We start from the raw sequence: 12,762 nt of genomic DNA, 5'->3' as shown, positions 1-12,762 counted from the left end.
CGTCCGACTCTATGTCTTCAGAAAAGCTTCTATCTGACTGAAGACGTTGACGAACATCGCTTCCGTCAACACGCCGGTATTGGTGTTGTAGCGCGAGCAATGGTAGCTGGAAAACAGCGCGATGCCATTGGCCTGCTGCTGCCCACCATGCCGGAACGGATAGGCGGCAACGCGTTGGCCGAGCGCCCGCACGGTCGACTGGTGCGCGATCGAGCCCAGCGCCAGCACCGCGCGCAGATTTGAAAACCGTGCGATCGTCGGCACCAGGAACGTCCGGCAAGTCGCTATCTCGGCGCCAACCGGCTTGTTCTCCGGCGGCACGCAGCGCACCGCATTGGTGATCGCCGTACCGACAAGCTCCAGCCCGTCATCTGGTCGCGCTTTGAATTCGCCGCGCGCAAAGCCGTGCGCGATCAGCGTGTTGTAGAGCAGGTCGCCGGCAAAATCGCCGGTGAAGGGGCGTCCCGTCCGGTTCGCGCCGCGCAGGCCCGGCGCCAGCCCGACGATCAGCAACCGCACCGCATCCTCGCCTTCCGGCGGCAAAAAGGTCGGCACCGGCGCGTTGAACCAGGACGGCTCACGCTGCCGCCATTCGGCTCTGAAATCATGCAGCCGCGGACAGAGCGGGCAGTCGCGATCGGGCTCGGGAGAGACGGCCGGCGGCGCGGTCAAGGCGACGATCGTCAATAGTCTTCCTCGTCGGCCTCGGCCGGTTCGGGCCGGCGCACCGGCCGCTCCGACGGATCGCGGCCGACTTCGTTCTTGAGTGTCATCAGGTCAATGAAATGGTCGGCCTGGCGGCGCAGATCGTCGGAGATCATCGGCGGCTGCGAAGCCATGGTCGAGACGATCGACACCTTGCGCCCGCGCCGCTGCAGCGCCTCGACCAGCGTGCGGAAATCGCCGTCGCCCGAAAAGATGACATAATGGTCGACGACATCGGCAAGCTCGAGCGCATCGACGGTCAGCTCGATATCCATATTGCCCTTAATCTTGCGCCGGCCGGTCGAGTCGGTGAATTCCTTGGCCGGCTTGGTCACCACCTTGAAGCCGTTATAGTCGAGCCAGTCGATCAGCGGCCGTATCGAGGAGTATTCCTGATCCTCGACCAGCGCGGTATAGTAATAAGCGCGCAGCAGATAGCCGCGTTTCTGGAAGCTCGCCAGAAGTTTGCGGTAATCGATGTCAAAGCCCAGCGCGCGCGAGGTGGCGTAGAGATTGGCACCGTCGATAAAGAGAGCGATTTTTTCACGAGGATCGAACATGGAAAATGTCCTTTTTCGAAATAAGCGGTCGTCTAAATGGGTGGCGACTATCGGCCGGTCTGATAATAGACCTGTTCGCCTTCATCGTTCGAGATAACGCCAGTTTTACGGCAATCCAAGGCACCATGCCGCACCGCAAGCAATTGTGATCGGCGCTGTGTCGTCGCAGGCGGCCCGCGTCAGAGCTGCGCACCGCCATAAAAGCTTGTATTTTGGCGGCGTTCGGGTTATGGACCGCGCCTGTTTTCCATCAAATCCAGGCATGAAAGGGGCAACTCATGGCCCGCGTAACCGTTGAAGATTGCATCGACAAGGTCGACAACCGCTTCGAGCTGGTGCTCTTGGCCGGCCACCGCGCCCGTCAGATCAGCCAGGGCGCGCAGATCACCGTACCGCGCGACAACGACAAGAACCCGGTCGTTGCGCTCCGCGAAATCGCCGAAGAGACGCTGTCGCCGGACGACCTCAAGGAAGATCTCATCCATTCGCTGCAGAAGCATGTCGAGGTCGATGAGCCGGAAGCCGATGGCGAGGCGATTGCCGACCAGACCGGCAGCGCCGTTGCAGCCACCGATGCCGACGACGCCGAGGACAACGTCACCTTCGATCGCATGACCGAAGAAGACCTGTTGGCCGGCATCGAAGGCCTGGTGCCGCCGGAAAAAAGCGACGATTATTGATCTTACCGACAACTGCCGACACTTTCGCGTCGGCAGTTTCGTGGCTATCTATGACATGCGCCGTACGCCAGTGCGGCGCATGATTCATTTCAGCATTGCGAGATCCCGCCCATGATGCGTCAGTATGAGCTTGTCGAGCGCGTGCAGCGCTACAAGCCTGACGTCAACGAGGCGCTGCTCAACAAGGCCTATGTTTACGCCATGCAGAAGCATGGCCACCAGAAACGCGCCTCCGGCGACCCGTATTTCTCGCATCCGCTCGAAGTCGCCGCCATCCTCACCGAAATGCACATGGACGAGGCGACGATCGCCGTTGCCTTGCTGCACGACACGATCGAGGACACCACGGCGACCAGGGCCGAGATCGACGAATTGTTCGGCCCGGAAATGGGCAAGCTGGTCGAGGGCCTGACCAAGCTGAAGAAGCTCGACCTCGTCTCGAAGAAGGCCGAGCAGGCGGAGAACCTGCGCAAGCTGTTGCTGGCGATCTCGGAAGACGTGCGCGTGCTTCTGGTCAAGCTCGCCGACCGCCTGCACAATATGCGCACGCTCGACCATGTGCCGGAAGCCAAGCGCCTGCGCATCGCCGAAGAGACGATGGACATCTACGCGCCGCTGGCCGGCCGCATGGGCATGCAAGGCATGCGCGAGGAGCTGGAGGAGATTGCCTTCCGCTTCATCAATCCGGAAGCCTACCGCGCCGTCACCGCACGGCTGGCCGAAATCTTCGAGCGCAACAAGGGCGTGCTGTCGGAGATCGAGAAGGCGCTCTCCACGCTGTTCGACAAATATTCGATCAAGGCCGAGGTCAAGAGCCGGCAGAAGAAGCCGTGGTCGGTATTCCGCAAGATGGAGGCCAAGGCACTGTCGTTCGAGCAGCTGTCCGACATTTTCGGCTTCCGCGTCGTTGTCGAGACGGTCGAGGACTGTTACCGCGCGCTCGGCGCCATCCACACCACCTGGTCGATGGTGCCCGGCCGCTTCAAAGATTATATCTCGACGCCGAAGCAGAACGACTACCGCTCGATCCACACCACCATCGTCGGCCCGTCGCGCCAGCGCGTCGAATTGCAGATCCGCACCTATCAAATGAACAAGATCGCCGAATACGGCGTCGCGGCTCATTCGATCTATAAGGATACCGGTGGCAAGATGAATGGTGCCGCCCATGCGATCTCGAAGGAAACCAATGCCTATGCCTGGCTGCGGCGCACCATCGAGCAGCTTGCCGAAGGCGACAATCCCGAGGACTTCCTCGAAAACACCAAGCTGGAACTGTTTCAGGACCAGGTATTCTGCTTCACGCCGAAGGGCATGCTGATCGCGCTGCCGCGCGGCGCCACGCCGATCGACTTTGCCTATGCCGTCCACACCGACGTCGGCGACACTTGCGTCGGCGCCAAGGTCAATGGCCGCATCATGCCGCTGATGACGGAGCTGAAGAACGGCGACGAGGTCGAGATCATCCGCTCGAAGGCGCAGGTCCCGCCGGCGGCGTGGGAATCGGTGGTCGTTACCGGCAAGGCACGCTCGGCCATCCGCCGCGCCACCAAGAACGCCATTCGCAAGCAATATTCGGGTCTCGGTATCCGCATTCTGGAGCGCGCCTTCGAACGCTCTGGCAAGACCTTCACCAAAGAAAGCCTGAAGCCGGTGCTGCACCGGCTGGCGCGCAAGGACATCGAGGATGTACTGGCCGCGGTCGGCCGAGGCGAACTTGCCTCCACCGATGTCATGAAGGCGGTGTTTCCCGACTACAAGGACGAGCGTGTCACGCTGGTCGCGCCCAAGCAGCGCGAGGAGGGCTGGTCGAAGATCCGCAACGCCGCCGGCATGCTGTTCCAGATTCCGGGCCGCGCCGCACGCAAGGACAAGAACCAGCCGCGCGACGACGCGGTGCCGATCCGCGGTGTGCGCGGCGATCTGCCGGTGCGCTTCGCGCCGGAAGGGGCAGTGCCAGGCGATCGCATCGTCGGCATCGTGCAGCCGGGAACCGGTATCACCATCTATCCGATCCAGTCGCCGGCGCTGCAGGCCTTTGACGACCAGCCCGAGCGCTGGATCGACGTGCGCTGGGATATTGACGAGCGCACCAAGGAGCGGTTCCCGGCGCGCGTCTCGGTCACCGCCATCAACGCGCCGGGTTCGCTGGCCGACATTGCACAGGTCGTCGCATCCAACGACGCCAACATCCACACTCTGTCGATGGTGCGCACCGCGCCCGATTTCACCGAAATGCTCATCGATCTTGAAGTGTGGGACCTCAAGCACTTGAACCGGCTGCTGTCGCAGCTAAAGGACAATTCGAGCGTCAGCGATGCAAGGCGCGTGAATGGGTGAATAGTGAATAGTGAATAGTGAATAGTGAATAGTGAATAGTGAAGAGGGTGCTCTCACTACCATTCACCATTCACCATGGACATGGAGTGAACGATGAACACCGATGAAGTGCTAGGCATTTTCCGCGAGGCCGGCGCCGTTCTCGAAGGGCATTTCATCCTGACGTCGGGCCTGCGCAGCCCGGTCTTCCTGCAGAAGGCGCGCGTTTTCATGCATGCCGACAAGACCGAGCGCTTGTGCAAGGCGCTCGCCGAAAAGATCCGCACTGGCGTGCCCGGCAGGATCGACTACGTCGTCGGCCCGGCGATCGGCGGGCTGATCCCGGCCTATGAGACCTCGCGCCATCTTGGTGCGCCGGCGATCTGGGTCGAGCGGGAAGGGGGCGAATTCAGGCTGCGCCGTTTCGAGATCGCCAAGGGATCGCGCGTTGTTATTGTCGAGGACATCGTCACCACCGGCCTGTCGATCCGCGAGACCATCGACTGCCTGCGCGGCCTTGGCGCCGAAGTCGTTGCCGCCGCATGCATCATCGACCGCTCGGCCGGCAAGACCGATGTCGGCGTGCCGCTGATCGCGCTCGCCGAATATGAAGTTCCGGCCTATCCTGCCGACATGCTGCCGCCCGAGCTCGCCGCCATACCGGCGATCAAGCCGGGCAGCCGCAATATATGACTGAGGCGCTGCCGTGATTGCCGGCATCGATCATTTCGTGCTGACAGTTCGTTCGGTGGAAGATACCTGCGCCTTCTATCAGCGCGTGCTTGGCTTCAAGCGCCTCGACGAGCCGGACCGACCAACGGCGCTGCTGTTTGGAACGCAGAAGATCAATGTGCATCAGGTCGGGCGTACCTTCGAGCCGAAGGCCAAGGCGCCGACGCCGGGCTCCGGAGATTTCTGCTTGATTGCTGCCCGGCCGCTCGCCGAGATATGTGCCAACCTCGCCGCCAATGGTGTGGTGATAGAGGTCGGCCCGGTCGAGCGTGTCGGCGCTCGGGGCGCGATGATGTCGGTCTATTTCCGCGATCCGGACGGCAACCTCGTCGAGGTCAGCGAATATCGATCCTAAGTGACGCTCCTTAAATTCGCCGCGATCATGCCCTGTTCAGAACGGCGACACCCAGGGCCGGCGCGAGCGGCCACCGAGCGGATGCCGTCGGCCTCGTTGTTCTTCGGCCAGCGCATCGCTATATCAAAGTCGTAGTTGCTTTTCGGCGACCGCAGAGCGCAGCATGGGGCTGTCGCGCCCGGCTGGAGAAGCCGGCGTGAAGCTATTGACGGAACTAGGAACAGGAACAGAGTGCTTTTTCGACGGCGCAAGCCTGATGGTTTTTTCGAGCGGGTGCGCACTTATTTGTGGCCGCGCCGCTCGTTCTCGCGCTCGCTGCGGTATTTTTCCAAGCGCATCCTGCGGCTTAGGGCCACGCCGCATGCCGTGGCCGCAGGTGTTGCGGCGGGCGTATTTGCGTCGTTTTTCCCGCTTGGCTTTCACTTCATCATTGCTGCCATCCTGTGCTGGCTGATCGCCGGCAATCTGGTCGCGGCAGCACTCGGCACGGTCTTCGGCAACCCCCTGACCTTTCCGCTGCTATGGGCCGCCTCCTGGGAGGTCGGCAAGCTGATCCTGCATGAACACCTGCCGGCGCATGGCCCGCCCGCGCATCTCGGCGACATGCTGCATAATCTTTCCTTTGCGCAATTGTGGGGACCGGTGCTGAAGCCGATGACGATCGGCGCAATACCGCTCGGCCTGGTTTTCGGCCTGCTGTTTTACGGCATCACCCGCTGGGGCATGGTCACTTTCCACGAGCAGCGCCGCAAGCGGCTGGCCGAAAGAGCGGCAAAGGCTGGAAAAACCGGGCCGGAAGTTCCTGCCGAATGATTATCGGTATAGGCAGCGACCTCATCGACATCAGACGCATCGAGAAGTCGCTGGAACGCCATGGCCAGCGCTTCATCCAGCGCATCTACACCGAGATCGAACAGGCGCGCTCCGAAAACCGCGCGGCGCGTGCGGCCTCCTACGCCAAGCGTTTCGCTGCCAAGGAAGCCTGCGCCAAGGCACTGGGTACCGGTCTGGCGCAGGGTGTGTTCTGGCGCGACATGGGGGTCGTCAACCTGGCCAGCGGCAAGCCGACCATGGCGCTGACCAATGGGGCGGCAGCGCGGCTGGACGAAATTCTGCCTGAAGGGCACCGCGCGGTGATCCACCTCACCATCACCGATGATTTTCCGCTCGCTCAAGCCTTTGTGATCATTGAAGCGTTGCCGGTCGAAGAAGCGCCACATTGATTGCATCTGACCACCGGCATGACGTTGCCCAGCGCGCGCCGAGACTCTATACCATCCAACGCACAATCGAGGACGACATGAGCGTGGCTGAAAAAACCCAGAAGAAATCCGGCGGACTTGGCGAAACCGTCAGCGTCATAGTCCAGGCCCTGCTGCTTGCGCTGGTCATCCGCACGCTCCTGTTCCAGCCGTTCTCGATCCCGTCCGGGTCGATGCGGCCGACTTTGCTCGAAGGCGACTATCTCTTCGTCACCAAGTGGTCCTACGGCTTCTCCCGCTATTCACTGCCGTTCGGGCCGAACATCTTTTCGGGCCGCATCTGGGGCTCAGAGCCGAAGCGCGGCGACGTGGTGGTGTTCAAGTTTCCGCCGGATCCTTCTGTCGATTATATCAAGCGCGTCGTCGGCCTGCCGGGCGACAAGATCCAGGTCAAGGATGGCCAGCTCTTCATCAACGATGTGGGTGTGCCGCGCGTCAAGGTCGGGCAGATCGACAACCACGACATCACCGAGGAGAACGGGCCGGTCGATGTCTATCGCGAGACGCTGCCGAACGGCGTCAGCTACGACACGCTCGACCTGACGCAGGCTTCGATCGGCGACAATACCAAAGAGTTCAAGGTGCCGCCCGGTCACTATTTCATGATGGGCGACAATCGCGACAACTCGTCGGACAGCCGCTTCACCGTCGGCTTCGTGCCGGACGAGAATTTGGTCGGCCGCGCCAACCTCATTTTCTTCTCGATCGGCGGCAGCGCCAGCCCGCTCGAAATCTGGAAATGGCCGTCACTGATGCGCGCCTCGCGCCTGTTCCATTTCGTCAATTAGGGCCATGGCGGCGACGAAACGGCTGACCGCCGATGCGCTCGCCGAGGCGCTCAGGGAGCGCACCGGCCACAGTTTTGGCGACCATCAGCGCCTGCAGCGGGCGCTGACCCATGCCAGCGCTCGCGGCAGTCACGCCGGCATCGACTACGAACGTTTCGAATTCCTGGGCGATCGCGTTCTCGGCCTTGTCGTTGCCGATATGCTGCTGGCGGCATTTCCCGACGCAGCCGAGGGTGAGCTGTCGCTGAGATTGAACGCTCTGGTCAACGCTGAAGCCCTGGCGGAAATTGCCGAGGAGATCGGCCTGCCGGAACTTATTCGCGCCGGTTCGGACGTACGCGGCCTCGACGGGCGCAAGCGCGTCAATCTGCGCGCCGATGCATTGGAATCGCTGATCGCCGTGCTCTATCTCGACGGAGGGTTGGAAGCGGCCCGTGCCTTCATCCACAAATACTGGCAGCCGCGCTCGCAAGCCATTGACGCCGCCCGTCGCGATGCGAAAACCGAACTCCAGGAATGGGCGCATCAGGCGGCAGGCGCAGTGCCGGTTTACATAATCGACAGCCGCGAGGGACCGGACCACGATCCGCTGTTCACCGTTAGTGTCAAGGTCGGCGCCTATCCGCCGGCGACCGGCAACGGGCGCTCCAAGCGCGAGGCGGAGCAGGCTGCAGCCGCGGCACTTCTGCAGCGGGAAGGCGTCTGGCTCAATCAAGGGAGTGCCGCATGACCGCCACCGAAGCTCCGGCAACAGAAGCTCCCGCTACCCGCTCCGGCTTCGTCGCGCTGATCGGCGCGCCCAATGCGGGGAAATCGACACTGGTCAACCAATTGGTCGGCGCCAAGGTGTCGATCGTGACGCACAAGGTGCAGACCACGCGCGCTATCGTGCGCGGCATTGCCACCCACAACAACGCGCAGATCGTCTTCGTCGACACGCCGGGCATATTCAAGCCGAAGCGCCGGCTGGACACCGCGATGGTGACCACAGCGTGGGGCGGTGCCAAGGACGCCGATATCGTGCTTCTCTTGATCGATGCCGAGCGCGGCATCCGGGGCGATGCCGACGCCATCCTCGAGCGGCTGAAGGATGTCCGGCAGCCGATGGTGTTGATCCTCAACAAGGTCGATCGGGTCAAGCACGAGACGTTGCTGGCATTGTCGGCGGCAGCCAACGAAAGGGTGCCGTTCAAGCGCACCTTCATGGTTTCGGCGCTGACCGGGTCCGGCTGCAAGGACCTGCTCGACTATCTCGCCGAGACCTTGCCGGCCGGCCCCTGGTACTATCCGGAGGACCAGATCTCCGACCTGCCGATGCGCCAGCTCGCGGCCGAGATCACCCGCGAAAAGCTCTATCTCAGGCTGCATCAGGAACTGCCTTATTCCTCCCACATCGAGACCGAGAAATGGGAAGAGAAGAAGGACGGCTCGGTGCGCATCGACCAGACAATCTATGTCGAGCGTGACAGCCAGAAGAAGATCGTGCTCGGCCATAAGGGCGAGACGATCCGCGCCATCGGCCAGGCCGCGCGCATGGAAATCGCAGGCATACTCGAGCAGAAGGTGCACCTCTTCCTGTTCGTCAAGGTGCGCGAGAACTGGGGCGACGATCCCGAGCGCTACCGTGAAATGGGGCTCGAATTTCCGCACTGAGCCTGTTTGGGCGATCCGCAGAGCGGCCTGTTGGCCGCCTCAGGATTCTGAGCGGTCGCCGGGGTGCCCGATCGGTCGACTTGCATCTTGAACAGCCGCCGAATCAATCCGGGAGGCCATGCGCCAGCCATGTCGAGCCGACCCGTTCCTTATTGGTACCGGCGCGACGGGAAATCCTGAGCGGGTTCTGAGAAATTTCCGATATTTCATGCAAAATCGTCCAGTGGATCGAATGGAACTCCTGCCGATACTGCGACCGTGCGTGGTTCCCGTTTGTCGTCTCTCCGTCATACACCCTGCCTATAGGCTGTGCGAAAGACCCGCTTCCGAGCAAACCGGAACCGGCAGGCAAACAGCCAGATCAGGACATGACCGGGACTTGGAATCGCATCGACCCCATCCGTCAGATCGAGTTTGCAAACGCCGTCGCTGTTGAGATCGAGCGCGTGCTGGCGCGGCAAGGCAAGGTGACGAACAGCGATGCGGTCGTTGCAGCGGGCAGGGTCGCCGGCGCCGTTGCCGCCGCCGTCGCTTTGCTTGCGCCGACCGACATCAGTGCGATCGACACCATGCAGGAAAGATTACCCGGCATGGCGTCGCGTTTCGTGCGGATATTGGCAGCCGAAGCTGCGGAACGCCGTGCCCGGACGCATCTGTCGACGGCGCACGAAGGTCAAGGGGCAGACATCCAACGCCTGGCCGGAACGGGCGACCTCGACGCGATGCGGGTCGAGGACTGGGCCGGTCGGGTCGCCGGGTCGACGTTCCTGCAGCAAAATCTCGGCATATCGCGCTCGACCCTGCATCGCTGGCAGCGGAGCGGCACGGTCGTTGCGTTGCGCACCGGTGGCCGCAAACATGTATTTCCCCTGGCCCAGTTCATCGACGGCAGGCCGGCGCCGGGTGTCAAGGAAGTGTTATCCGCGATGCCCGATCCACGGCATGCCTGGTCGTGGCTGATCGGCCCCGCGCCCGGCCTCGCCGGACGTATTCCCATTGAAATGCTCAAACGGGATCTGGTGGCGGAAGTCGTTCTTGCCGCACAGAACGCAGCGATGGCGAAGTCGGCTTGATCTCGCTGCCAACGTTAGAAGTCTATTCCAAAAAAAGAACACGTAGAAGGAATGTATGTCGGGTGCCGATCGGTTTGCCGGCTAATGGCATAAGTATATTTTTGTACAATTGTGACAGTGTCTCGTTTGTGCCGATGGCAAATGTGAAGCAAATATGAAGTGATATTTGTGCAACATGGATTTATTCTGTTATACAAACATTGATTATTTTTGTAATCGTCATTGAGACTGGAATGCGGATGAGTATGTTCGCCGCCTGAAGAGGGGGTGCGGTGCGCGCCTTTTTCGACGTGGGTGAGGCGTTCAGCCGTTCAACCCATGAATCCAAAGCCATTTTTAACTTTGACTGGAGAGGTCAGAAAATGAATATCAAGAGCCTTCTTCTCGGCTCAGCCGCGGCATTCGTCGCGGTCTCCGGTGCGCGCGCCGCCGACGCTGTTGTGGTCGCCGAGCCGGAACCCGCCGAATACGTCAAGATTTGCGACGTCTACGGCGCCGGCTACTTCTACATTCCCGGCACCGAGACCTGCCTGCGCATCGGCGGCTATGTCCGCTATGACGCCAGCTTCGGCGACGCCGGCCGCGTTTTCGATGGCGCGACGACACACGACCTTTTGGACGGTGACGAGCAGCAGACCTGGAACAAGAATGCCCGCTTCAATTTGAAGACGTGGACCGGCCAGGAAACCGAGCTCGGCACGTTGAAGACCTATACCGAGACCCGTTTCAACTTCGGCAATACCAAACGCACCGTGAGCGGTGTTGATTTCAGCGTGCAGGACAACAAGGCGGTTACCCTGAACTTCGCCTGGATCCAGCTTGGAGGTTTCCGCGTCGGTAAGGATGAAACTGTCTATGATTCGTTCATCGGCTACGCCGGCAACGTCGTCCAGGACACTATCATTCCTTACGGCACCAAGGACACCAACCTGATCAGTTACTACTTCGACGGCGGTAATGGCTTTACGGCAGTCGCCTCGGTCGAAACGGGCTCCGGCGCTGACCAGTCGATCGACGTACGTTCCGTTTGTCGTCGGCGGCGTGAAATACAAGGGCGACTGGGGTGCGATCACCGCGGTCGGCGCCTATAACAGCACGTCGGAAGAATGGGCCGGCAAAGCTCGCCTCGACGTCAAGCCGATTACTGACCTGACCCTGTTCGTGATGGCGGGCTACGGCAGCGACGACAACCTCGCGAAGAACTTCTACAAGCCGTGGACTGGCAACTTTGCCGTCTGGGGCGGCGGCAGCTATGCCGTCAACAAGAAGACGTCTTTGAACGCCCAGGTCTCCTATACCGACGACCAAGACTTCGCCGTTGCGGCGAATGTCGCCTACACCATCGTTCCTGGTTACACGATCACCGCCGAAGTCGATTATTACGACAATTTCGATGCCGACGATGCCGACACAATCGGCGGCATCTTCCGCTTCCAGCGCTCGTTCTGATCAAACAACGATCTCGCAAAAAACGGCCCGTAGCGATACGCTACGGGCCGTTTTGGTTTGGCGGCGGATACGTCGCACATCTTGATTTCGCCATCCAACCGGTGACAAGCTCTCGTAATGGAATGGCGCGACGAGGGAATCATTCTCGGCACCCGCAAGCATGGCGAAACCAGCGCCATTCTCGAGGTGATGACGTGCGCGCATGGCCGCCATCTCGGTCTCGTGCGCGGCGGCCGTTCGCGCAAACAGCAGCCTGTCTTGCAGCCCGGCAATCGCGTCGACCTGTTGTGGCGGGCGCGGCTCGACGAGCATCTCGGCACCTTCCAGGTCGAGGCTATCGAGATGAACGCCGCCCGGCTGATGGACAGCGCCGTTGCCGTCTACGGCCTGCAGACGATGGCCGCGCATTTGCGTCTTCTGCCTGAGCGTGACGCCCATGGCGGCCTTTACGAGACGCTTGCGGTGATGATCGCTCATCTCGACGATGCCGATGCCGCCGGCGAGCTGGTGGCCCGCTTCGAGCTGCTGGTACTCGACGAACTCGGTTTCGGCCTCGATCTCAGCCAGTGTGCGGCGACCGGCACCAGGCAGGACCTTGCCTATGTCTCGCCGAAATCCGGCCGCGCCGTGTCGCGCGCGGCGGGCGCGCCGTGGCGCGACAAGATGCTGGCGCTGCCTGCCTTCCTGCAGCGCGGCTCCGGGCTGCGCGCCGATCCGGCGGCGATCGAGGACGCCTTCCGGCTGACCGGCTTCTTTTTGACCCGCCATGTCTACGAACCGCGCGGCATCGAGCCTCCCGGCGCCCGCGCCGGGTTTCTCGCCGCCTTGCGCAGGCATCATTCACCCGGCCGTGAATCCGGCAAGGCAAGCGCCGGGGAAGCCGCCACCGGGGAAACCACCAGATGAGCGAAGTTGAACCTGATCCCGAAAACGTTTCGCCGCTCGGCCTTGGCACCATTTCGCAGGTGGGCGAGGCCTATGCGACGGCCGAGTTCAAAGTGAATTTGACGCGGCCGATCACGCCAAGGACGGGCGAGGTGGTGTGCGACGGCAAAGTGGTGCACAAGGGCCGCACGCTGACGGTTTCGGAAGCGGCGCTGAAGGACGCCAACGGCAAGCTCCTGGCTTTCGGCACCGAAACATGCTCGATCTTTCCGGCCAATCTGGCGGCACGTTGAATGGACCG

At 61.7% G+C, this 12,762-nt stretch carries 17 protein-coding genes; 13 read left to right on the top strand and 4 right to left on the bottom strand.

What is annotated here, in order from left to right; genetic code table 11:
* Nucleotides 1–9 precede the first annotated feature (9 nt).
* Together NKJ55_RS05500 and NKJ55_RS05495 are read right to left on the bottom strand one after the other, a co-directional pair.
* A complete protein-coding gene (locus tag NKJ55_RS05500; protein ID WP_352449006.1) occupies nucleotides 10–687 on the bottom strand; it encodes a uracil-DNA glycosylase in 678 nt (225 codons plus the stop codon).
* Nucleotides 684–1,265: a LabA-like NYN domain-containing protein gene (locus NKJ55_RS05495; RefSeq protein WP_352449005.1), complete on the bottom strand. Its 582-nt coding sequence runs from the start codon at nucleotides 1,263–1,265 to the stop codon at nucleotides 684–686. Before NKJ55_RS05495 ends, NKJ55_RS05500 begins: the two co-directional genes overlap by 4 nt.
* Nucleotides 1,266–1,543: 278 nt before the next feature.
* Here NKJ55_RS05495 and rpoZ point away from each other — a divergent pair, with 278 nt between their 5' ends.
* The 10 genes from rpoZ (at nucleotide 1,544) to NKJ55_RS05445 (ending at nucleotide 10,127) form a co-directional block, all read left to right on the top strand.
* Entirely contained in the window at nucleotides 1,544–1,945 is a 402-nt protein-coding gene (rpoZ, locus tag NKJ55_RS05490) for a DNA-directed RNA polymerase subunit omega (protein WP_023677773.1), read from the top strand.
* A 111-nt stretch (nucleotides 1,946–2,056) separates the two neighbouring features.
* Nucleotides 2,057–4,285, top strand: a complete 2,229-nt coding sequence (locus NKJ55_RS05485) for a RelA/SpoT family protein (protein WP_023677772.1) — start codon at nucleotides 2,057–2,059, stop codon at nucleotides 4,283–4,285.
* A gap of 93 nt (nucleotides 4,286–4,378) precedes the next feature.
* The gene (gene pyrE / locus NKJ55_RS05480) at nucleotides 4,379–4,957 is read left to right on the top strand and encodes an orotate phosphoribosyltransferase (RefSeq protein ID WP_352449004.1); all 579 of its coding nucleotides are present in this window, start codon (nucleotides 4,379–4,381) and stop codon (nucleotides 4,955–4,957) included.
* A 13-nt stretch (nucleotides 4,958–4,970) separates the two neighbouring features.
* Nucleotides 4,971–5,351, top strand: a complete 381-nt coding sequence (locus NKJ55_RS05475) for a VOC family protein (protein WP_352449003.1) — start codon at nucleotides 4,971–4,973, stop codon at nucleotides 5,349–5,351.
* A 231-nt stretch (nucleotides 5,352–5,582) separates the two neighbouring features.
* Entirely contained in the window at nucleotides 5,583–6,164 is a 582-nt protein-coding gene (locus tag NKJ55_RS05470; protein WP_023677769.1) for a DUF2062 domain-containing protein, read from the top strand.
* Nucleotides 6,161–6,574, top strand: a complete 414-nt coding sequence (gene acpS, locus NKJ55_RS05465) for a holo-ACP synthase (RefSeq protein WP_023719885.1) — start codon at nucleotides 6,161–6,163, stop codon at nucleotides 6,572–6,574. The genes NKJ55_RS05470 and acpS overlap by 4 nt, the downstream gene beginning before the upstream one ends.
* Before the next feature lie 77 nt (nucleotides 6,575–6,651).
* Nucleotides 6,652–7,401, top strand: coding sequence for a signal peptidase I (gene lepB / locus NKJ55_RS05460; protein WP_352449002.1), 750 nt, complete (start codon nucleotides 6,652–6,654; stop codon nucleotides 7,399–7,401).
* A gap of 4 nt (nucleotides 7,402–7,405) precedes the next feature.
* Nucleotides 7,406–8,131 carry a ribonuclease III gene (gene rnc / locus NKJ55_RS05455; RefSeq protein WP_352449001.1) on the top strand — a complete coding sequence of 242 codons (726 nt, stop codon included), beginning with the start codon at nucleotides 7,406–7,408 and terminating at the stop codon, nucleotides 8,129–8,131.
* Nucleotides 8,128–9,054 carry a GTPase Era gene (gene era / locus NKJ55_RS05450; RefSeq protein WP_023677765.1) on the top strand — a complete coding sequence of 309 codons (927 nt, stop codon included), beginning with the start codon at nucleotides 8,128–8,130 and terminating at the stop codon, nucleotides 9,052–9,054. The genes rnc and era overlap by 4 nt, the downstream gene beginning before the upstream one ends.
* Nucleotides 9,055–9,422: 368 nt before the next feature.
* Nucleotides 9,423–10,127 carry an antitoxin Xre/MbcA/ParS-like domain-containing protein gene (locus tag NKJ55_RS05445; protein ID WP_352449000.1) on the top strand — a complete coding sequence of 235 codons (705 nt, stop codon included), beginning with the start codon at nucleotides 9,423–9,425 and terminating at the stop codon, nucleotides 10,125–10,127.
* Between the two features lie 389 nt (nucleotides 10,128–10,516).
* Here the strand turns inward: NKJ55_RS05445 and NKJ55_RS35595 are convergent, their stop codons facing one another.
* Nucleotides 10,517–11,200, bottom strand: a complete 684-nt coding sequence (locus NKJ55_RS35595; RefSeq protein ID WP_502904461.1) for a hypothetical protein — start codon at nucleotides 11,198–11,200, stop codon at nucleotides 10,517–10,519.
* Complete coding sequence (locus NKJ55_RS35590; protein ID WP_502904460.1) at nucleotides 11,091–11,435, bottom strand: hypothetical protein; 345 nt, start codon at nucleotides 11,433–11,435, stop codon at nucleotides 11,091–11,093. The genes NKJ55_RS35595 and NKJ55_RS35590 overlap by 110 nt, the downstream gene beginning before the upstream one ends.
* Between NKJ55_RS35590 and NKJ55_RS35585 the strand changes: the two genes are divergently transcribed.
* From NKJ55_RS35585 to NKJ55_RS05430, 3 genes are all read left to right on the top strand, one after another.
* On the top strand, nucleotides 11,403–11,576 hold the full coding sequence (locus NKJ55_RS35585) for a porin (RefSeq protein WP_502904459.1): 174 nt from the start codon (nucleotides 11,403–11,405) through the stop codon (nucleotides 11,574–11,576). The two genes, NKJ55_RS35590 and NKJ55_RS35585, sit on opposite strands and share 33 nt — an antisense overlap.
* 117 nt (nucleotides 11,577–11,693) lie before the next feature.
* Entirely contained in the window at nucleotides 11,694–12,482 is a 789-nt protein-coding gene (gene recO / locus NKJ55_RS05435; protein ID WP_352448999.1) for a DNA repair protein RecO, read from the top strand.
* Nucleotides 12,479–12,754, top strand: coding sequence for a PaaI family thioesterase (locus NKJ55_RS05430; protein WP_352448998.1), 276 nt, complete (start codon nucleotides 12,479–12,481; stop codon nucleotides 12,752–12,754). The genes recO and NKJ55_RS05430 overlap by 4 nt, the downstream gene beginning before the upstream one ends.
* The last annotated feature ends 8 nt before the right edge of the window (nucleotides 12,755–12,762 follow it).

This window comes from Mesorhizobium sp. M0106, assembly GCF_040322715.1.
Lineage (GTDB): Bacteria > Pseudomonadota > Alphaproteobacteria > Rhizobiales > Rhizobiaceae > Mesorhizobium.
This window is presented reverse-complemented; position numbering and strand designations above follow the sequence as displayed.